The organism is Bradyrhizobium sp. STM 3561, assembly GCF_045571455.1.
In the GTDB taxonomy this organism is placed as follows: domain Bacteria; phylum Pseudomonadota; class Alphaproteobacteria; order Rhizobiales; family Xanthobacteraceae; genus Bradyrhizobium; species Bradyrhizobium vignae.
The window spans coordinates 3,542,594-3,562,733 of sequence record NZ_CP120695.1 but is presented as its reverse complement, the minus strand read 5'-3'; the positions used below and the strand labels follow the sequence as shown (position 1 = coordinate 3,562,733).

Here is a 20,140-nt window from a genome sequence, read left to right as displayed (position 1 = left end):
CGAAGAGGCTCAAATGAACGTCGTCATTCGGAAGCTCAACGGCTTGTGGCACCTCATCGTCGGGTCTTGTCAGATCCGAACGCCGTTCCTGGAAACCCAGGATCGACAGTTGGTCGTTCAGTATGCCCGGCGCGCCTATCCGGGTGCACGGATCTTCGAACGCGACTGACTAAAGCAGACTAGATCACTCCTGCGCCTTCTCCGGCCCTTCATACGCAATGCCGCGGATCACCGCGGTGCTGCCGAACTTCTTGCGCAGGCTGTCGACCGCACGTTCGGCGTGAGCGGCGCGGCGGTCGAGCATGTCGGTGTCGTCGCTCGTTGATCCCTCGCGCAGCGCGCTGACGCCGGCGCCCATCAGGCGGAAGGCGGTGCCGTCGATCTCTTTCGCCAGCATCTCGCGGCAGATCGAGAAGATCTTTGCGGCAAGCTGCGTCGGCGCTGCGATCGACTGCGAGCGGGTGCGCTGGCGAAAATCGGCGGTCTTCAGCTTCAGCGTGACGGTCGAGCCGGCAAGCTCGCTGTTCTTGAGCCGCGACGACGTTTTCTCGCACAGCCGCCACAAGATCTTCTCCAGCGTTGCGAAATCGCGGATGTCGGTCTCGAAGGTGGTCTCGCTGGAAATGGTCTTGGCGCCGCGATCAGGCTCGACGCGACGGTCGTCGATGCCGCGCGCGAGCCGCCACAGCCTGCGGCCGTCGCTCGGAAACTGCCGCATCATCTCGATCTCGTCGGCCTTCTGCAGGTCGGCGATGACGCGGAAGCTGCGCTGCACGAGGCGTTCCTGCGTGGCGGGGCCGACGCCGAAGATGAAGCCGACCGGCTTTTCCGCCAGCATCGAACGCGCTTCCTCCCGATCGAGCGCGGCAAAGCCACGGGGCTTGTCGAGATCGGAGGCGATCTTGGCCAGGAACTTGTTGCAGGACAGGCCGACCGAGACGGTGATGCCGATGTCGCGCTCGACGTCGCCGGCAAAGCGAGCCAGCACCTTTGCCGGGATCATGCCGTGCACCCGTTCAGTGCCGGAGAGATCGAGGAAGGCCTCATCGATCGAGAGCGGCTCGACCAGAGGCGTCAGCGCCTGCATGGCCTGCCGCACCGCGCGGCCGACCCGGACATATTTCGCCATATCCGGGCGGATCACGGTCGCATGCGGGCAGGCCTCCAACGCCCTGAACATCGGCATGGCCGAGCGCACGCCATAGGTGCGCGCGATGTAGCAGGCGGCCGATACCACGCCGCGTTTCCCCCCGCCGATGATGACGGGCTTGTCGGCGATTTCAGGGTTGTCGCGCTTCTCGACCGCTGCGTAGAAGGCGTCGCAGTCGATATGGGCGATGCTCAGGCCTGCCAGTGCGCGGTGGCGGACGAGGCGAGGGGATCCGCAGGCGGAACAGCGTCGCACCCCCATATCCAGGTCGGCCAGACAATCCCGGCAGAAGCAGCGGGGCCCGGCCGCCTCTGGGTCGCTCACGGCACGTCGCGCTCCCAGGAGGGGTCGCCGAGCGCGTCGCCGAGGACCTGCCGCGCTGCGGCGACGTTGGTCGGATGCAGTTCCGCGGAGCTGGCAAAGGCCTTCACCGTGGCATCGTCGCGCAGCACGAAATCGAGCACGCTGAGCAGGAAGTTCGGGTCCGCGGCGGCATTGCGGAGGGTCTCCGGACCGACCCCCGTCTCGGCCAGGAACAGGCCCAGCCGCTCGGGCTCGCCGGCGATGAAGGACAGGGCCTGAATCGCAACGATTTCAGCGACTTCGCGGGGGTTGTGAACAGGCTTTTTCACGGGGACGGTTTGCCTTTCCGTTAACTTTCGGTCTCTAATTTGGAATCATCATGCCCGAGTCTCGTCCTCAAGTCTTCCGGCCCCAGACAAGCAACTGGAAACCACACTGCAGAAAGTCGGCCCTCGGGTTTAACGAAACTCAAGCGAATCTGAGGCTAGTTTGAATCCAGTTTTCGAAACGCCGGGAAGCGGCGTCTGAGGCGTCACATGTACCGGTCCTTCGGACCAATCAGGAGGGCGGGATGGCTAAGACCGTCCTGATCGTGGAAGACAACGAGCTCAACATGAAGCTCTTCCGCGACCTGTTGGAGGCGCACGGCTACCAGACCACAGGCACCAGCAACGGCTACGAGGCGCTCGACCTCGTTCGCAAGATGCGGCCCGACCTCGTGCTGATGGATATCCAATTGCCGCAGGTCTCCGGGCTCGAGGTGACGCGCTGGATCAAGGACGATCCGGAGCTGCGTACCATTCCCGTCGTCGCGGTCACGGCCTTCGCGATGAAGGGCGACGAAGAGCGCATCCGCGAGGGCGGCTGCGAAGCTTATTTATCCAAACCGATCTCGGTCGGGAAATTCATTGAGACGGTCCGGCGTTTCATCGGATAGGAAGTGAGTTCACAGTGTCCGCGCGTATCCTGGTCGTCGACGACGTCCCCGCCAACGTCAAGCTGTTAGAGGCCCGCCTCTCCGCCGAATATTTCGACGTGATGACCGCCTCGAACGGCACCGAGGCGCTGGCGATCTGCCACCGCGCCGAATGCGACATCATCCTGCTCGACGTGATGATGCCGGACATGGACGGTTTCGAAGTTTGCCGCCGCCTCAAGACCGATCCGGCCACGCATCACATCCCGGTCGTGATGGTTACCGCGCTCGACAGTCCCGCCGACCGCAATCGCGGGCTGGAAGCGGGCGCCGACGATTTCCTCACCAAGCCCGTCTCTGATGTCGTGCTGATCGCGCGCGTGCGCTCGCTGACGCGGCTGAAGATGATGACGGATGAGCTGCGCATGCGCGCCATCACGTCGCTCGAGATCGGCATGCAGGCGCCCGAGCGCAGCGCCGTCGCCGATACCGGCAAGGGCGGCCGCATCCTCCTGGTCGACGACCGCGAGTCCTCGTACGAGCGGCTGGCGACGATCCTCGCCGCCGAGCACACCATCGACGTCGAGCCGAATCCGACTGAGGCGCTGTTCCACGCCGCAGAGGGCAATTACGATCTCCTGATCGTCTCGCTCGACCTCAACAATTTCGATGGCCTCAGGCTCTGCAGCCAGGCGCGCTCGCTGGAGCGCACGCGCCACGTGCCGATCCTGGCGATCGCCGACCCCGAGAACTCGACGCGGCTGCTCCGGGGCCTGGAGATCGGCGTCAACGACTATTTGCTGCGCCCCATCGACAAGACCGAGCTCCTGGCGCGCGCCCGCACCCAGATCCGCCGCCGCCGTTACACCGACCATCTGCGCGACAACGTGCAGAACTCGATCGAGATGGCGATCACCGATGCGCTCACCGGCCTGCACAATCGCCGCTACATGGAGAGCCATCTGGCAACGCTCGCCGAGCAGGCCGCGACCCGCGGCAAGCCGCTGGCGCTGATGATCCTGGACATCGACTACTTCAAGTCGATCAACGACAATTACGGCCACGATGCCGGCGACGACGTGCTGCGCGAGTTCGCGGTGCGCGTGCGCAAGTCGATCCGCGGCATTGATCTGGCCTGCCGCTACGGCGGCGAGGAGTTCGTCATCGTGATGCCCGAGACCGATCTCCACGTCGCCGGCATGGTCGCCGAGCGCCTGCGCCGCTCGATCGCGGGCGAGCCGTTCGCGATCCACAAAGGGGCCAAGCGCATCGAGGTCACGATCTCGATCGGCCTGACCACGCTGGAGCAGAAGGGCGAGGCGGTCGCCGACGTCCTCAAGCGCGCCGACACCGCGCTCTACCGCGCCAAGCACGACGGCCGCAATCGCGTGGTGTCGCACGCGGCGTGAGCGGCCGCCCGCAAAGTTTGCGAAAACAACCCCATGCACAGTAGCCGGCGCGAGCCGGATCAATGGGTTACGCAGGTGGCGCGATGGCTTGCGTCGGCGGCAGCGTCATTTGACCCGTCGGGCAAAACAGGAGCATATTGGTAGGGTCGCGGCGGTGCCACAAACGCCGCTGTCATTCCCCGCGAAAGGCGGGGAATCCAGTACGCCGCGGCGTCTCGGTTCCAGCCTCGCTGTCTCGGAATACTGGATCACCCGCCTTCGCGGGTGATGACACCGAATAGGGCGGTGGCAGTGATCATTGTGGCGCGCGCTTGCGCCCCTTCACCTGCTTCACCGCATCGCCGCCCACATCCACCCCCGCATTCCGCAACAGCACCTTCGCAGCTTCCTTCGCGGCCCTTGCCATCGCGGGGTCATCACGCACGAGGTCCTGCGCGATGGAGCCGTCGACCAGCAGCACGAGCTGCGTCGCGAGCGCCTCAGCGTCGCGAACGCCGAGCTCGGTCAACCGCTCGCGAAACCAGAGGCGGCGGCTTTCCTTGAAGGCGATGGCGATCTTCTTCACGGCGCGGTCGGCGGGGCCGAGCTCGGCGACCGCGTTGACGAACGGGCAGCCGCGAAAATCCTTGGCCGCAAAGCGCCGCTCCAGCGAATCGAAGGTGGCGAGGATCTGCTCGGCTGGCGGCTTGTCGGAAGGGCGTGCGCTTACGAAGCGGCGCTCGAGGTACGCCGCGATCAGGGCGTCCTTGGACGGGAAATGGTTGTAGAGCGTGCGCTTGGAGATGCCGATCTCGGCCGCGATGGTGTCGACGCCGATCGCGCGAATGCCTTTCAGATAGAACAGCTTGTCGGCGGTCTCGAGGATCCGCTCTTTCATCGTCTGTGGTTTGGGCGGGGGAGCCATGCGGTGGCGCGCGTCCTGTTCGCTTGACAGCATCCGGCGTTCATAGCCTAAGTAAACAGGTCTGTGTAACCAAAATCAACGGCAAAAGCAGACGTCGGCACGCGTGCCGCGCCCAAAAGGGAGAAGAAGAATGCCCCTGTTGCAGGTCCTGCGTCCGACATTGCCGATCCTGATCGGCGCCTCGATCATGCTGACGCTGAGCATGGGGCTGCGGCAGTCGCTCGGCATCTTCATGCAGCCGCTGACGCATGACATTCACATTTCGATCTCGGATTTCACGCTGGCGCTGGCCGTGCAAAACCTTGCCTGGGGCTTCCTCCAGCCGCTCGCCGGCGCGATGACGGTGCGCTACGGCTTCCGTCCGATCATGATCGTGGGCGCGCTGATGTACATCGTGGGCCTCGCGCTGATGGCGACCGCGCACGGCATGATCAGCATCATGATCGGCGCCGGCGTGCTGATCGGGACGTCGCTGGCCTGCACCGCAGCGGCGATCGCGATGTCGGTCGCGGCGCGCGCGGTCCCCGAGACGGTGCGCTCCACGGTGCTCGGCATCGTCTCCGGCGCGGGCTCGCTCGGCGCGCTGCTGTCGGCGCCGATCGGGCAGATGCTCAACGAGGGCTTTGGCTGGCGCATCGGGCTGGCCGGTTTCGTCATCATGTCGGTGCTGATGATCCCCGCCGCATGGTACGCCGGGCGCGTCGACCAGATCCCGCTGCCCAAGCCGGCGGCCGACGAGATCGACGATGCCACGGCCGCGACGGCTGCGAAAACCGCGTTCGGCAACGTGTCCTTCGTCGTGATGACCTGCGCCTATCTCGTCTGCGGCATGCAACTCGTCTTCCTGACCACGCATCTGCCGTCCTATCTTGCGATCTGCGGCCTCGATCCGATGCTGAGCGCGCAGACGCTCGGCATGATCGGCGGCTTCAACGTGCTCGGCTCGCTGTTCTTCGGCTGGGCGGGCCAGCGCTGGAACAAGCTGGCGCTGCTTGGCGGCATCTACATCCTGCGCTCGCTGGCGCTCGCCGGGTATTTCATGCTGCCGGCGACGCCGTTCTCGACGCTGCTGTTCGGCGCCATCATGGGCTTCTTGTGGATGGGCGTCGGCCCGCTGGTCGCCGGCGCGGTCGCCGAGATGTTCGGCTTGCGCTGGCAGGCGATGATCCAGGGCCTCGCCTTCATGAGCCACCAGATCGGCAGCTTCCTCGGTGCCTATGGAGGCGGGCTGCTCTACGACGCGCTCGGCTCCTACACCATGGCCTGGCGAATCGGCGTGGCGCTCGGCCTTGCCGGCGGCATCGTGCAGGTGGCGTTCGCGCTGGTCAGGCGGTCGCAGCCGCCGGTATTGCGGACGGCGTAAGGCGAGCGTGCGCTTGCTATCGTCAGCTTGCGAGGTTCGAGCGGACGCCGCGTTGGTTGGTTCGTGATGGGCCGCTTGCGGGAGAGGTGAACGAGCCGCGGCAATCGATTCAACCTGAAGTCATTCCGCCCTAGCCGGATAGGGCAAGACACGATGAGATTGGATCAATCGCCATCGCGCTTCAGGTTGTTGTATGCGCAGACGCGGCGCCATCGTGTTTGCTCCCCGTTCCGACACGTGCGGCTTGGCCACCTGTTTCGGCGCATCGACATTTGTGGTTGCGCAATCGAAGATTGAGGCGACCACTGCCCAATCGATTGGCCATGGCGGTCAGGAGAAAGTGGAGCACGTCAATTCGTTCTCGTGCCCCGGACGCAGCGCAGCGCTCGAAGCGGAGCGGCTGGGCCTGATATCAAACCGCCGCCCTTCGAGGGCCGCTGAAACCTCAGGGGCCGCCAAAAGAAAACGGGGCCCGCAAGGGCCCCGCAAAACTTCAACGCTTCGCCGATCTTACTTGATCTTGGCTTCGCGGAATTCGACGTGCTTGCGCGCGACCGGATCGTACTTCTTCTTGACCAGCTTGTCGGTCATGGTGCGCGAATTCTTCTTGGCGACGTAATAGAAGCCGGTGTCGGCCGAGGACACGAGCTTGACCTTGATGGTGACCGCTTTGGCCATGTTCTGAACCTCAGAGAATTGGGGAATCTCGAGCCGGCCAATCGGCCCGCGTTGGCCGGCAACCTAGCCAGAAACCGCCTGATGTCAAGGTTTTACGCCCGGAAAACCGCTCAAATCGGCCCGATCAGGCCTCGAAGAAGCGGTTTTTCGGCCGCGGCAGGCCCAGATTCTCCCTCAAAGTGGCCCCTTCATACTCTTTGCGGAAAATCCCGCGCCGCTGCAGCTCCGGGACGACCTTGTCGACGAAATCGTCGAGGCCGGCGGGGAGGAACGGGAACATGATGTTGAAGCCGTCGGAACCGCGCCCGACCAGCCATTCCTCCATCTGGTCGGCGATCGTTTTGGCGGTGCCGACGAAGGACAGCCCGCCATAGCCGCCGACGCGCTGGGCGAGCTGACGCACGGTGAGCTTCTCACGGGCGGCGAGATCGATCATGCGTTGGCGGCCGCTCTTGCTGGCATTGGTCTCGGGGATCTCGGGGAGGGGGCCGTCAGGATCGAAGCCGGAGGCATCGGTGCCGAGGATGACGGAGAGCGAGGCGATGGCGCTGTCGTAATGCACGCGGCTGTCGAGGAGCGCGCGCTTTTCCTTGGCTTCATCGACGCTGTCGCCGACCACGACGAAGGCTCCGGGCAGGATCTTGAGGTGCTCCGGATCGCGGCCGACCTTTTCCATACGGCCCTTGATGTCGGCATACAGCTTCTGTCCGTCGGCGAGGCTGCCGCCGCCGGTGAACACGGCTTCAGCCGTTTCGGCGGCGAGCTGCTTGCCGTCTTCGGAGGCACCAGCCTGCACGATCACCGGCCAGCCCTGCACGGGGCGGGCGATGTTGAGGGGACCGCGCACTTTGAAGTATCTGCCCTTGTGATCGAGCACGTGCATCTTCGCGGGATCGAAGAACAGGCCGCTCTCGACGTCGCGCACGAAGGCATCGTCGGCGAAGGAATCCCAGAGGCCAGTGACGACGTCGTAGAACTCGCGGGCGCGCTTGTAGCGCTCGGCGTGCTCCATGTGGTCGTCGAGGCCGAAATTCAGCGCCGCGTCCGGGTTCGAGGTGGTGACGATGTTCCAGCCTGCGCGGCCGCCGCTGAGATGGTCGAGCGAGGCGAAGCGGCGCGCGACGTGATAAGGCTCGTCGAAGGTGGTCGAGCCCGTCGCGATCAGGCCGATGCGGTCGGTGACCGCCGAGAGCGCCGACAGCAGCGTGAACGGCTCGAACGAGGTCACGGTGTGGCTGCGCTTGAGCGCGTTGATCGGCATGTTCAGCACGGCGAGGTGATCGGCCATGAAGAAGGCGTCGAACTTGCCGGCCTCGAGCTTTTGGATCAGCTGCTTGATGTGGCCGAAGTTGAAATTGGCGTCGGGCCAGGCCCCGGGATAGCGCCAGGCGCCGGTGTGGATAGAGATCGGGCGCATGAACGCGCCAAGCTTGAGTTGCCGTTGTGCCATCGCCCCGTATCCGTTCTGGGTGTCGTTCGCAAAGACATAGGCACGCCTGGGAACTGCGCCATTGGGGGAGGCGGGAAGAATTTTTTGTTTTTCGATCAACTCTCAGCACGTTCGCGTCATTCCGGGGCGCCGCGTCGCGGCGAGCTACGACGCGCAATTGCGCATCTGAGAATCCATCAAGCCGTAGACCCTGAGAGAAACTACTGCCCCTGGGCCCTTTGATCGAAGGCGCTCAGCACGGCGAGCGTCATCGCGGTGACACCGGTCTGGATGGTCGGTTTCGGCACCGGGGCAAATTGCGGCGAGTGGTTGCCGGGAAGTGGCGGAGCGCTGCCGTTACGCGCGGCGGCGACGCGGTCGGGCTCATAAACGCCGATGTTGAAGAACATCGAAGGCACGCCGGCGTTGACATATTCCGAATAGTCTTCGCTGGTCGTGTTCGCAGGGCTGACGTTGAACTTGTCGCCGAAGGCCGCTTTCAGCACCCGCTCGGCCTGGCCGACGACAGCAGCATCGTTCACCACCGCCTTGGTACCCTCGTCGAGATGGATTTCGGGCGCCGGCGCATCCGCCATCGCCGCCACCGCCTTCGCCGTCCGCTCGATCCCGGCTAGCATCCTCGCGCGCACCTGCGGCTTGAAGCTGCGGATCGTGCCGATCACCCTGGCCTCGTCGGGAATGATGTTGCCGGCGGTGCCGGCATGGATCGCGCCGATGGTAACAAGGCCGAATTCGGTCGGGTCCTTCTCGCGGCTGATCACGCTCTGCACGTCGACGACGAAGCGGGATGCCATCATCACGGGATCGATGGTCGCCTGCGGTATCGCGCCATGGCCACCGCGGCCGACAAATTTGATAAAGAGCCCGTCGACATTCGACGATCCGACCCCGACCCTGTAGGTCACGGAGCCGTAGGCTCCACTGCCGTCGTGCAGGGCAAATCCCGCATCGGGCTTCGGAAAGCGGGTGAACAGGCCATCGGCGATCATCGCTCTTGCGCCCGCGACCTCTTCCTCGGCGGGCTGCGCAATGAACATCAGCGTACCGTGCCACTGGTCCTTGATGCCGACCAGGGTTTTCGCCGTGCCGACCCAGCTCGCCATGTGGATGTCATGGCCGCAGCTATGGGCGACGAACGTCTCGCGGCCCTGCCAGATCTGCTTGTCACGGCTGGCATAGGGCAGGCCGGTCTTCTCCTCCATCGGCAGCGCATCGAGCTCGGTACGAACCATGATGGTGGGACCGTCGCCGTTCCTGTAGAGGGCAACAAGGCCGGTCTTGCCGACGTGCTCGGTGACCTCAAAACCAATCGCACGCATCTCGGCGGCCAGTTTCGCCGCGGTCTTCTCCTCCTGGAAAGCAATCTCGGGATGGGCGTGGATGTCCTTGTAGAGCGCGTCGAGCTTCGGATACTGGCTCTCGAAGGAAGTCTCGATGGTTTGCTTCAATTTGGCGACGTCGAGCTCCGCATGGGCAGGCGGCGAGAGCAGGCCGCACAACGCCACGGAAGCGAGCAGAGGCCTTACGAACCGCGTCATCCGATCCTCCAGTCGTTCAAGCGCCCTTCACCTAGCACATCTCGTCGTATCTTGCCGCAATGGAAAATGGAAGAACGGTACCGGCGCATCGCGGCGGAGCGGGGCCGGTCGCAAGGCGTCGGACGCGCCTCATCGCACCAATCCGCCCTTCGCCCCAACCAAGCCAAAACCTGTGAGGAGCCCCGACATTGCAGGCACAATGACAGTGGATGGCGGCATGATTCGCATCGACCGGCCCATGCCCTGGGTCGCCAGATCGTAATCACCAGACAATTCGGCCTGTTGAATATCCGCTCATCGCGCGATCTCGCCGACTATCACTTCATCAGCATCACCGACGACTATGATACGGATCTGACCACCGACGACGTCAATCTCTGCGGCAACAAGGGCACCGAGCCGATCACGCTTCAGACCTTCACCAGCGAGGAGGCGGACAAGCTCGCAAACGAGCTCGGCCGCATCCTTAAGCTGCCGGCGCGCGACTATGTCGGCTCCGAGCCGGATGAGAGCTGATCAAGGCCTGGTTGCGACCCGCTCCGGAAATTGTCATCCTCGTGGCCGAACAGCGCGATGGAAGGCCATGACCTCTGTGAATAATCCCATTCCCGCGCTTCTGCCGCGCGGCAAGGGCCACCAGTTTCTCTTGTACGGCGACTCCTGTTCGGGCGTGCCCGGTGCCTTGCACGAAAGGACCTTCGCTTCGGTCAATGCAGTCGTGCAGCGCCTGAAGCCGCAGCCTGATTTCATTCTCTTTCCGGGCGATGAGATCATCGGACTCACGCCGGACCCGGACGCTCTGCGTGCGCAGTGGCGTTACTGGCTGGACACGGAAATGGCGTGGCTCGACCGTGCGGCTATTCCGATCTGGCACACCACCGGCAACCACACGACCTACGACGCGATGAGCGAGGCGGTGTTTCGCGCAGTGCTGGACCTGCCGGACAATGGGCCGCCCGACCAAGCCGGACTCTCTTACTACGTACGGCGCGGCGACCTTCTGATGGTGTTCGTCAACACGCTCTGGAGCGGCCTTGGAGGTGAGGGCCATGTCGAGCTGGCCTGGCTGGAAGCGACGCTCAGAGACCACGGTGATGCCCGACATAAGCTCGTCCTGGGCCATCATCCGGTGTTTTCCATCAACGGCTTTACCGGGACGTATCAGCGCGAGATCGGCCACGAATACGGCCGCCCGTTTTGGGACATTCTAGTGAAGGAGAATGTGCTGGCTTATCTGTGCAGCCACATCCTGGCGTTCGATGTCCAGGCGCATCGTGGTGTCCTGCAGATTTGCACGGCGGGCGCAGGGACGGCGCACAGGATGCCCGAGGGCGTCGAGTATCTGCATTGCGTTCAGGCCGCGCTCGACGAGGAAGGCCTGCGCTATCAGGTGCTCGATATCGATGGCGTCGTCAGGGAGAGGCTGCAATGGCCGCTGCCCGATCCCGCCGGGTGGAGAGAGTTGCGGCTCGGAGATGTCGAAGCACCGTTCAAAGGACAAGTGAAGAGCGGACGCCGGATCGAGCTGAGGCTTGCGGGGCAAAGCGCTGCAGCCGACGTCGCAACGGCTCAGACGATTTTCACGGCTTTCGAACCTGGTTCGATCGCCCCGTTCTGGCTGGGGCTTCGGGGACCGCGGCAAACCCTGACGGCCATCGTGGGTGGTCAGCCAGGGCGAAGCCCGACCTATTGGTTCGGACCTGATCTTCCGCCGGGCGAGGGTTTCGATATCTACGCCACGATCTACCCTGATATGGGCCCCGGCGGTCTCTTGTACCGCCGGCACGACTGCACGCGCTGGTCGTCCTTCACCTCCGCGACGGCGCGGGGGCTGGAACAGCTGTCGTGGCCCCGGCATTGGGCAATCGGCCACGGACAGGGCGGCCGCGAAGACCGTCCCTTCAGAGGTGCGGCGTTGAGTGTGCTCATCACGCCAGAGGGGTGCTGATGACGGCGCGCCGAAGTGCGGCGACATCCGTCATGTCAGCTCAAAATATCCTTCTGCATCTTGCCGCCGTAGAAATGGAAGAACGGCACCGGTGCGTCGTGGCGGAGCGGACCGGTGGCAAGGCGGGTGTGGAGCTCGTTGAGCACGTTGCGCGTCATCGGGTGCAGATCGGCGAGCGGCTTCGAGCCGAGCTCGACCCAGACCAATTCGACCAGCTCGGCATCGGCATGGATCACGCCTTCGACGCGATGGGTGATCGCGGAAGCATCGGCGGTGAAGAAGCGCGTGTCGAAGCGCTTGACGCGGCCGGGCGGAGTGATCGCGCGCGCGATCAGGAACAGGCCGGAGGGATCAGGCAACAGGCCCGCATCCGCGAACGGCTTCCAGGGACCCTCGAGCTTTGCCAACTTTCCTTCCGCCTTGCGGCCGAGGCAAAGACCGGTCTCCTCGCAAGCTTCGCGGATCGCGGCAATCGCCAGCGACTTCGCGCGCGAGGCCGGTGTCTTCGGGCTGCCCTTGGCGAGATTGGCCTCCAACTCCGCGGTGATGGGCGCCGCACACGGCACGCGATGATCGGCCTTGTCGACTCGGCCGCCGGGAAAGACGAATTTTCCCGGCATGAACACCACCTTGTCATGGCGCTTGCCGACCAGCACTTTCGGCACGGCGCCGCTGCGATCGACCAGGATCAGCGTCGCCGCATCCCTCGGGCGGAAATAGGGATGGTGGTCGGCTTCCTTCTCCTCGTGAACCCTGGCCTTCTCCGCAATTTGCGCAATATCCGTCATGTCCTCACCCGAACTGTTCTTGCTTATTTTGCTTACACTGGCGGAATACCATCCGGAGGGTTCTCGTCAAACCCGTGCATGCGCAGAGCCCATTGCAAGCCGACCACAGCTCCCTTGACGGGCTGCAACAGCGCGAGCGAGGCGACGAAGGTGAAGGGTAGATAGGCAGCGAAGCTGAGCCAGACCGGCGTCGAATAATTGGTCTCGATCCAGAGGATGGCCGGCACCACGATGTGACCGACGATGACGATGACGAGATAGGCGGGCAGATCGTCGGCGCGATGCGGCGTGAAATCGAGACCGCATTTGGCGCAATCGTCGGCAGTCTTCAGGAAGGCGCGGAACAACTTGCCCTCGCCGCAGCGCGGACAGCGGCCGCGAAAGCCGCGCTTCATGGCCGCCCACACGTCGCGCTTCTCGACGAGACCGCTTTCGCGCGTCCAGATTTTTGGGGCCGTGCTCGTGGTCACCATGCCTTGCCCTTCTTGCCTCTTCCCTTGTTCTTTCCTTTGGCGTTCCTCTCCTTGCCGGACTTCTGCTTCTCCGGCTTGCGTTTTTGCTCTGGGCTGCGTCCGGGACGAGCCTTTGATGATTTGCGCTGCGGACGGAACGGCCGGCGCTCGCGTGGGCCGCCCTCGCTCTGTGACGACAGCAGCTCGAAGCGCAACGCGCCGGCGATTGGGGCTGCTTCGACCAAGCGGACGTCGACTACATCACCGAGCTGGTACATGGTGCCGCTGCGCGTGCCGACCAGCGCGTGACGGCTCTCGTCATAGTTGAAATATTCCGTGCCGAGGGATCGGATCGGGATCAATCCGTCGGCGCCGGTCTCGCTGAGCTTCACGAACAGGCCGGCGCGGGTGACGCCGGAGACGCGGCCCTGGAAACTGGCGCCGATGCGGTCGGCGAGGTGATGGGCGATCAGGCGATCCACGGTCTCGCGCTCCGCCTTCATCGCCCGCCGCTCGGTCAGCGAAATATGCGCGGCGACTTCGCCGAGACTTTCCGGCGTCTCGCTGTCGGGCAGGGCGCCTTCGCCGAGGCCGAGCGCGCGGACCAGGGCGCGGTGCACGACGAGATCGGCATAGCGGCGGATCGGCGAGGTGAAATGCGCATAGCGGCGCAGGTTCAGGCCGAAATGACCGTAGTTCTCCGCGGAATATTCCGCCTGCGCCTGGGCCCGCAGCACCACCTCGCTGACCAGCGGGTAATAGTCGTGGCCTTCGAGCTGGGCCAGCACGCGGTTGAACATCGTCGGACGCAGCGCGCCCGATTTGGCGAAGGGGACGTCCAGCGTATCCAGGAACTCCGCGAGCGCGTGGACCTTCTCCAAGGTCGGCTCGTCATGCACGCGGTAGATCAGCGGCAGCGATTTCTTCTCCAGCATCTCGGCCGCGGCGACATTGGCGAGGATCATGAACTCCTCGATCAGCTTGTGCGCATCGAGCCTTTCGGGGATGACGACGCGGTCGACCGTGCCGTCGCTCTTCAGGAGAATCTTGCGCTCGGGCAGGTCGAGATTGAGCGGATCGCGCTCGTCGCGGGCGCGCTTGACGCAAGCATAGGCGGCGTAGAGCGGCTTCAGGATCGGATCGAGCAGCGGGCCGGTGGTGTCATCGGGCCGACCCTCGATCGCAGCCTGCGCCTGCGCGTAGTGCAGCTTCGCCGCCGAACGCATCAGGATGCGGTGGAAGCTGTGCGAGCGTTTCCGCCCGTCCGGGCCGATCACCATCCGCACCGCGAGCGCGCCGCGCGGCTCGCCCGGCACCAGCGAGCAGAGATTGTTGGAGATGCGCTCGGGCAACATCGGCACGACGCGGTCGGGAAAGTAGACCGAGTTGCCGCGGTCGAGCGCGTCCCGGTCGAGCGCGGTGCCCGGGCGGACGTAGAAGCTGACATCGGCAATGGCGACGTTGACGATGAAGCCGCCCTTGTTGTTGGGATCGTCATCGGCCTGCGCATGCACCGCGTCGTCGTGATCCTTCGCATCCGGCGGATCGATGGTCACGAGCGGGACGTCGCGCCAGTCCTCGCGTCCCTTCAGATTGGCGGGCTCCGCGGCTTCCGCATCGCGCATCGCGGCGGAGGAGAATTGCAGCGGGATGTCGTGGGCGTAGATCGCGATCAGGCTGATCGCCTTCTCGGATTTGACCGAGCCGAGCTTCTCTTTCACGCGACCTGAGGCGAGGCCAAAGCCGCGCGAGCGGACGATGTCGACGCTGACGAGGTCGCCGTCCTGCGCGCCCTGGGTGTCGGTCTTCGCGATGTTCAGCTCGCGGTCGGCGAACTTTTTGTCGACGGGGACGAGCCGCCCGCCGCCTTCGGGAAGGCTGCGGAACACGCCGAGGATGCGGCTCTTGGCCTTGTCGATGACCTTGATGATGCGGCCGCGATAGGCGGGGCCTTCTGTCTCGTCGGTGCGCTCGACGCGTAGCAGTGCGCGGTCGCCGACGCCGGCGGCGGTGCCTGGCTTGGGCCGGCGCGGCATTTCGATGAGGATCTTTGGCGGCTCGCCGCTCTCGACCTCGTCCCATTCGGCGGGGGAGGCGATCAGCTCGCCGTCGCTGTCACGGCCGGTGATGTCGGCGAGCAGGATGGGCGGCAGCGCGTCCGGCTCCGAGACCTTGTGGCGCTTCTTCTTGATGATGCCGTCGTCGGCGAGCTCGCGCAGCATGCGCCTGAGCTCGGCGCGATCGGCGTTCTTCAGGCCGAACTCGCGCGCAATTTCGCGAGTGCCGACCTTTCCTGGATTTGCCTTGATGAAGGCGACGATGGCGTTCCGATCGGGAAAGCCATGGTCATTCTTGCGTTTCACTTAACCTCTAATTCTTGCCGGCACTCTTCTTGGCCGGAGCCTTGCTGGCGGTTGCCTTGGTCGGCGACGTCTTTGCCGTCGACGACACGGCGGCGCGCGCCTTGCTGGTGGATTCGGTTTTCGATTTGGCCGCGGCTTTCTTCGCGGCCGGTTTCTTCGGCTTTGGCGCGGCGTCCTCGCTGTTCGCAGCCTTCTCCGCAGCTTTCTCCGCAGCTTTCTTGGCCTTGGCAGGCTTGGCTGCCTTCGTTGCCTTGGTCTTGCCGCCGCCCTTGGCCGCGCGCTCGTCGATCAGCGCGATCGCCTGCGGCAGCGTGATCGCGTCCTTCTCGATCTCGCTCGGGATCGTCGCGTTGACGCCACCGGCGGTGACGTAGGGTCCATAGCGCCCGCTCTTCACGGTTATGGTGCCGAGCGAGGGATGATCACCGAGCGCCTTGCCGGGATCGGCGCCGAAGCGGCGGCTCGGGCCCTTGGCGGCTTTTTCCGCGATCAGCGTCACCGCGCGGTTGAGGCCGATGTCGAAGACCTCGTCGCCGGCTTCGAGACTCGCATAGGTCTTGTCGTGCTTCACGAACGGCCCGAAGCGGCCGAGCCCGGCGGTGATCGGCAGACCCGTCTCCGGATGCTTGCCGATCTCGCGCGGCAGCGACAACAGCTTCAGCGCGAGCTCGAGGTCGACATCGCTGGGCGAGGTGCCCTTCGGAATGCCTGCGCGCTTCGGCTTTTCGCCTTCCTCGTAATCCTTCTGCTCGCCGAGCTGGATGTAGGGGCCGAACCGGCCCGCCTTGAGCCAGACATCCCGACCGGTGTCGGGGTCCTGGCCCAGCGAGCGGTCGGCGGCAGCCTCGCCATCGGCGGCGAGCTGGCGGGTGTAGCGGCATTCCGGATAGTTCGAGCAGCCGACGAAGGCACCGAACTTGCCGGCCTTGAGGTTCAGCCGGCCGGTGCCGCAGTTCGGGCACTGCCTGACATCGCCGCCATCGGCGCGGGGCGGATAGATGTGCGGCCCCAGCATCTCGTCGAGAACGTCGAGCACCTGCGCGACGCGCAGATCCTTGATGTCGTCGACGGCGCCGATGAAGTCGCGCCAGAAATCCTTCAGCACCTGCTGCCAGGAGATCTCGTTGTTGGAGATACGGTCGAGCTGTTCTTCGAGCGCGGCGGTGAAGTCGTATTCGACGTAGCGGCTGAAGAAGCTCTCCAGGAACGCGATCACGACGCGGCCCTTGTCCTCGCCATGCAGGCGCTTCTTCTCCAGCTTCACGTAGCCGCGGTCCTTCAGGACCTGGAGGATCGAGGCATAGGTCGAGGGCCGGCCGATGCCGAGCTCTTCCATGCGCTTGACCAGGGAAGCCTCGGAGAAGCGCGGCGGCGGCTCGGTGAAGTGCTGGGTGACGGAGAGGCTCTGCCGTTTCACGGCCTCGCCCTGGCTCATCGCGGGCAGGCGGCGTGCATCCTCGTCCTCCTCGTCGTCGCGGCCTTCCTGGTAGAGCGCGAGGAAGCCGTCGAACTTCACGACCTGGCCGGTGGCGCGCAGCTCCAGCGTCCGGCCGCCGGCCTTCGCCGTGATGTCCACCGTGGTGCGCTCGAGCTCGGCCGATTCCATCTGGCTCGCGATGGTGCGCTTCCAGATCAGCTCATAAAGCTTCGCCTGATCGGCATCGAGCTTGCGGCTCATGCTGTCGGGGCGGCGCGAGAGATCGGTCGGGCGGATCGCCTCGTGCGCTTCCTGGGCGTTCTTGGCCTTGGCCTGGTACTGGCGCGGCGCATCCGGCACATAGGCGTTGCCGTAATCCTCGCCGATCACCTTGCGGGCCTGGGTGATCGCCTCGGGCGCGATCTGCACGCCGTCGGTACGCATATAAGTAATGAGTCCGGTGGTCTCGCCGCCGATGTCGATGCCCTCATAGAGGCGCTGGGCGATGCGCATGGTGTGCGCCGGCGCAAAACCGTATTTGCGGCTGGCCTCCTGCTGCAGCGTCGAGGTGGTGAAGGGCGCCTGCGGATTGCGCCGGGCGGGTTTTGCATCGACCGCCGTGACGGCGTAGGTCGCCAGCTCAAGCGCCTTCTTGAAATCCTCGGCTTCCGCGCCGGTGCCGATGTCGAGGCGCTGGATCTTCTTGCCGTCGGCGCCGACGAGGCGGGCCTCGAAGGCTTCGCCGCGCGGCGTGAGCAGGGTCGCGATCAGCGACCAATATTCCCGCGGCACGAACTTCTCGATCTCGAGCTCGCGGTCGCAGACGAGGCGTAGCGCCACCGACTGCACGCGCCCGGCCGAGCGGGCGCCGGGCAGCTTGCGCCACAGCACCGGGGAGAGGGTGAAGCCGACCAGATAGTCGAGGGCGCGGCGCGCCATATAGGCGTCGACCAGCGCGCCGTCGATCTGGCGCGGATGCTTCATCGCGTCCGAGACCGCCTGCTTGGTGATGGCGTTGAACACCACCCGCTCGATCTTCTGATCCTTCAGCGCGCGCTTTTCCTTCATCACCTCCAGCACGTGCCAGGAGATGGCCTCGCCCTCGCGATCAGGGTCGGTGGCGAGAATCAGGCGGTCAGCACCCTTCAGCGACTTGGCGATCTCGTTGAGCCGGCCGGCCGCCTTGGGGTCGACCTCCCAGATCATCTTGAAATTGGCGTCGGGGTCGACGGAACCGTTCTTCGCCGGGAGATCGCGGACATGGCCGAACGAGGCCAGAACCTCATAGGACGAGCCCAAATATTTGTTGATCGTCTTGGCTTTCGCCGGCGACTCCACAATGACGATATTCATTTAGTTCCAGTGTCTTACGGGAAAATCTGGGGCCGAAAACGAAAGGACTCGGGTCGGCCGTTTCGACCCGAACATGGGTGGTGAGCCGGCCCCTGTCAAATCGGGGGCTGTTGAAACCCGCTGGAGTGGGCAAAATTTCATATCGAGAAAGTTGCAAAATACCACCTTGGAGTTGCGGTGCATGTCGACGTAATGTTTCCGCGGGGCATGGATTCGGGTGGGGTCTGGTGACTAGGCCAGGAAAGAAACGGGCGCGCACCGGATCAGGCGCGCGGGTGGGCTCGCGTCACGAGGAACCGGGAGAGGGCGGGGCAGATGAGGCGGTCGCCTTCATCGCCGAGCAGGTGGCTGTCTTGCGCAAGCTCGCCGAGCGCCACAAGCTCGATGTGCTGCATCATCTCCTGGGGATGACGCAACTCGAGGCCGATGAGCATCTGCGGCTGCGGACCAAGCGCAAGCTGTCGTGAGCAGTCCGGCCAATATCGCCCTGTCATCCTTGTGCGCGAGTGGCGCGATGCCAGGCATCGCGCCGGAAGCCTCGAAGAATGAACGGCCGAGGTGCCAGCCGGGCCGTCACCCTTCGAGGCTCGCCGAAGGGGCGAGCGCCTCAGTGTGACGGTGACCGATAAGAGTACGCTGAAGCAATCCAGACGGTCTCGGCGGAAAGACTGGATTGCTTCGCTGCGCTCGCAATGACGGTGTCGTGGCAGCGCACCGTCATCCCACTGACCGCCGGCGCAGTGCCGGCCGCGGTTTCACCATCGTGTCCGCCGGGCTGAGCAGGCGGCCGTCCTCGGCGCGCATTTCGAGCTTCTTCACCGGGCGGCCCTTCTCGCGATCGACCAGGATCGTCGCGATCTCTTCGGGGTGGTCGTCGAACTCCTCGCTCCATTGCCGGAGCGCGACCAGGATCGGGAAGGTGCCGCGTCCCTTCGGCGTCAGCACATACTCTTGATATGCGCTGCCGTCGGAGGCGGGGGCGGTTGCCAGGATGCCGTGATCGACCAGCGCGCGCAGCCGGGCCGACAAAATGTTCTTGGCCATGCCGAGCTTGCTCTGGAATTCGCCGAAGCGGCGCAGGCCGAACAGCGCTTCGCGGATGATCAAGAGCGACCACCAGTCGCCGAGCGCGTCCAGCGAGCGCGCGATCGGGCAGGCATCGCTCTCGAAGCTCGTTCGTTTCACCATCGTCCTCTGTCCTGTCGCGTTCGCACGGCGCCAGCGCCGATCACGCGCTTGTGTGGTTGCATCATAGAACCGAATGGCCTAGATGGCAACTTAGTTTCATCATGCAACTACTGGAGGCGAGCGTGAGACTGAAGGACAAGACGGCCCTGATCACCGGCGGCAATAGCGGCATCGGGCTGGCGACGGCAAAACTGTTCGTGGCGGAGGGCGCCAAGGTGGTGATCACCGGGCGCAACAAGGAGACGCTGGCGGCGGCCGCAAAGGAGCTCGGGCCGAACGCGCTCGCGCTGCCGGCCGACGCCACGGACATCGGGGCGACGGAAGCCGCGATCAAGCAGGGTGCGGAAAAGTTCGGCAAGTTCGACATCGTGTTCGCCAATGCCGGCATCGCCGGCGGCACGCCGCTCGGTTCGGCCACGCTCGAGGTCTTCGAGAAGGTGATCAGCACCAATCTGACCGGCGTGTTCTTCACCGTGCAGTCCGCGTTGCCTTACATCAACGACAATGCCTCGATCATCCTCAACGGCTCCGTGATCTCCGTGCTCGGCATTCCCGGTTACTCCGCTTACGGCGCAGCGAAGGCGGGCGTGCGGGCGATGGCGAGGATCATGGCCTCGGAGCTGTCGCCGCGCGGCATCCGCGTCAATGTCGTGGCGCCCGGCGCGATCCGCACGCCGATCTGGGGGCCCGCGACCGCGACGCCCGAAGCCGAGAAAGCGTTCGAGACGCGGATTGCGCTATCGACGCCGCTGGGCCGCATCGGTGAAACGGACCATGTTGCGAAGACGGTGCTGTTCCTCGCCTCCGATGATTCCGCGCACGTGCAGGGGCAGGAAATCTTCGTCGACGGCGGCGCAGTGGCGTCCCCGAGCGGCGCGCCGATCTACCGCGGCTGAACAAGTCGAGTGCAAATTGAATCG

The 20,140-nt window shown here is 64.7% G+C and carries 19 protein-coding genes; 8 read left to right on the top strand and 11 right to left on the bottom strand.

What is annotated here, in order from left to right:
• Window positions 1–13: 13 nt before the first annotated feature.
• Entirely contained in the window at window positions 14–169 is a 156-nt protein-coding gene (locus tag P6U28_RS16790; protein WP_008548553.1) for a hypothetical protein, read from the top strand.
• A gap of 15 nt (window positions 170–184) precedes the next feature.
• On the opposite strand, the gene P6U28_RS16785 is transcribed toward P6U28_RS16790, so the two are convergent.
• Window positions 185–1,474 carry a DNA polymerase IV gene (locus tag P6U28_RS16785; protein WP_122402862.1) on the bottom strand — a complete coding sequence of 430 codons (1,290 nt, stop codon included), beginning with the start codon at window positions 1,472–1,474 and terminating at the stop codon, window positions 185–187.
• Complete coding sequence (locus P6U28_RS16780; protein WP_122402863.1) at window positions 1,471–1,782, bottom strand: DUF3572 domain-containing protein; 312 nt, start codon at window positions 1,780–1,782, stop codon at window positions 1,471–1,473. Before P6U28_RS16780 ends, P6U28_RS16785 begins: the two co-directional genes overlap by 4 nt.
• Before the next feature lie 242 nt (window positions 1,783–2,024).
• Between P6U28_RS16780 and P6U28_RS16775 the strand changes: the two genes are divergently transcribed.
• Window positions 2,025–2,390 (top strand): response regulator, encoded by a 366-nt coding sequence (locus tag P6U28_RS16775; RefSeq protein ID WP_027573612.1) that lies wholly within the window; start codon window positions 2,025–2,027, stop codon window positions 2,388–2,390.
• A gap of 14 nt (window positions 2,391–2,404) precedes the next feature.
• Window positions 2,405–3,778 (top strand): PleD family two-component system response regulator, encoded by a 1,374-nt coding sequence (locus tag P6U28_RS16770; RefSeq protein ID WP_122402864.1) that lies wholly within the window; start codon window positions 2,405–2,407, stop codon window positions 3,776–3,778.
• Between the two features lie 295 nt (window positions 3,779–4,073).
• Here P6U28_RS16770 and P6U28_RS16765 read toward each other — a convergent pair whose 3' ends face one another.
• Window positions 4,074–4,682: a TetR/AcrR family transcriptional regulator gene (locus P6U28_RS16765; RefSeq protein ID WP_162500585.1), complete on the bottom strand. Its 609-nt coding sequence runs from the start codon at window positions 4,680–4,682 to the stop codon at window positions 4,074–4,076.
• Window positions 4,683–4,812: 130 nt separating this feature from the next.
• Between P6U28_RS16765 and P6U28_RS16760 the strand changes: the two genes are divergently transcribed.
• Window positions 4,813–6,045 (top strand): MFS transporter, encoded by a 1,233-nt coding sequence (locus P6U28_RS16760; RefSeq protein WP_122402866.1) that lies wholly within the window; start codon window positions 4,813–4,815, stop codon window positions 6,043–6,045.
• A gap of 510 nt (window positions 6,046–6,555) precedes the next feature.
• Here P6U28_RS16760 and rpmG read toward each other — a convergent pair.
• The 3 genes from rpmG to P6U28_RS16745 form a co-directional block, all read right to left on the bottom strand.
• A complete protein-coding gene (gene rpmG / locus P6U28_RS16755) occupies window positions 6,556–6,723 on the bottom strand; it encodes a 50S ribosomal protein L33 (protein WP_007603295.1) in 168 nt (55 codons plus the stop codon).
• 124 nt (window positions 6,724–6,847) lie between these two features.
• A complete protein-coding gene (locus tag P6U28_RS16750) occupies window positions 6,848–8,173 on the bottom strand; it encodes an LLM class flavin-dependent oxidoreductase (RefSeq protein WP_122402867.1) in 1,326 nt (441 codons plus the stop codon).
• 200 nt (window positions 8,174–8,373) lie between these two features.
• A complete protein-coding gene (locus P6U28_RS16745) occupies window positions 8,374–9,711 on the bottom strand; it encodes an amidohydrolase (protein WP_122402868.1) in 1,338 nt (445 codons plus the stop codon).
• Between the two features lie 282 nt (window positions 9,712–9,993).
• Here P6U28_RS16745 and P6U28_RS16740 point away from each other — a divergent pair, with 282 nt between their 5' ends.
• Window positions 9,994–10,227, top strand: a complete 234-nt coding sequence (locus P6U28_RS16740; protein WP_244607980.1) for a hypothetical protein — start codon at window positions 9,994–9,996, stop codon at window positions 10,225–10,227.
• A gap of 67 nt (window positions 10,228–10,294) precedes the next feature.
• Complete coding sequence (locus P6U28_RS16735; protein WP_122402869.1) at window positions 10,295–11,659, top strand: metallophosphoesterase; 1,365 nt, start codon at window positions 10,295–10,297, stop codon at window positions 11,657–11,659.
• 35 nt (window positions 11,660–11,694) lie between these two features.
• Here P6U28_RS16735 and P6U28_RS16730 read toward each other — a convergent pair whose 3' ends face one another.
• The 4 genes from P6U28_RS16730 to topA are packed head-to-tail and all read right to left on the bottom strand — an operon-like array spanning window position 11,695 to window position 18,032.
• A complete protein-coding gene (locus P6U28_RS16730; RefSeq protein WP_122402870.1) occupies window positions 11,695–12,447 on the bottom strand; it encodes an NUDIX domain-containing protein in 753 nt (250 codons plus the stop codon).
• A gap of 32 nt (window positions 12,448–12,479) precedes the next feature.
• Window positions 12,480–12,920, bottom strand: coding sequence for a DUF983 domain-containing protein (locus P6U28_RS16725; RefSeq protein WP_122402871.1), 441 nt, complete (start codon window positions 12,918–12,920; stop codon window positions 12,480–12,482).
• Complete coding sequence (gene rnr / locus P6U28_RS16720; RefSeq protein WP_122402872.1) at window positions 12,914–15,262, bottom strand: ribonuclease R; 2,349 nt, start codon at window positions 15,260–15,262, stop codon at window positions 12,914–12,916. The genes P6U28_RS16725 and rnr overlap by 7 nt, the downstream gene beginning before the upstream one ends.
• A gap of 7 nt (window positions 15,263–15,269) precedes the next feature.
• Complete coding sequence (topA, locus tag P6U28_RS16715; protein ID WP_122402873.1) at window positions 15,270–18,032, bottom strand: type I DNA topoisomerase; 2,763 nt, start codon at window positions 18,030–18,032, stop codon at window positions 15,270–15,272.
• Between the two features lie 227 nt (window positions 18,033–18,259).
• On the opposite strand from topA, the gene P6U28_RS16710 reads away from it, so the two are divergent.
• A complete protein-coding gene (locus tag P6U28_RS16710; protein WP_122402874.1) occupies window positions 18,260–18,499 on the top strand; it encodes a hypothetical protein in 240 nt (79 codons plus the stop codon).
• Window positions 18,500–18,749: 250 nt separating this feature from the next.
• On the opposite strand, the gene P6U28_RS16705 is transcribed toward P6U28_RS16710, so the two are convergent.
• Window positions 18,750–19,220, bottom strand: a complete 471-nt coding sequence (locus P6U28_RS16705; RefSeq protein WP_122402875.1) for a helix-turn-helix domain-containing protein — start codon at window positions 19,218–19,220, stop codon at window positions 18,750–18,752.
• 122 nt (window positions 19,221–19,342) lie between these two features.
• On the opposite strand from P6U28_RS16705, the gene P6U28_RS16700 reads away from it, so the two are divergent.
• On the top strand, window positions 19,343–20,116 hold the full coding sequence (locus P6U28_RS16700) for an SDR family oxidoreductase (protein WP_162500241.1): 774 nt from the start codon (window positions 19,343–19,345) through the stop codon (window positions 20,114–20,116).
• Window positions 20,117–20,140: the final 24 nt, after the last annotated feature.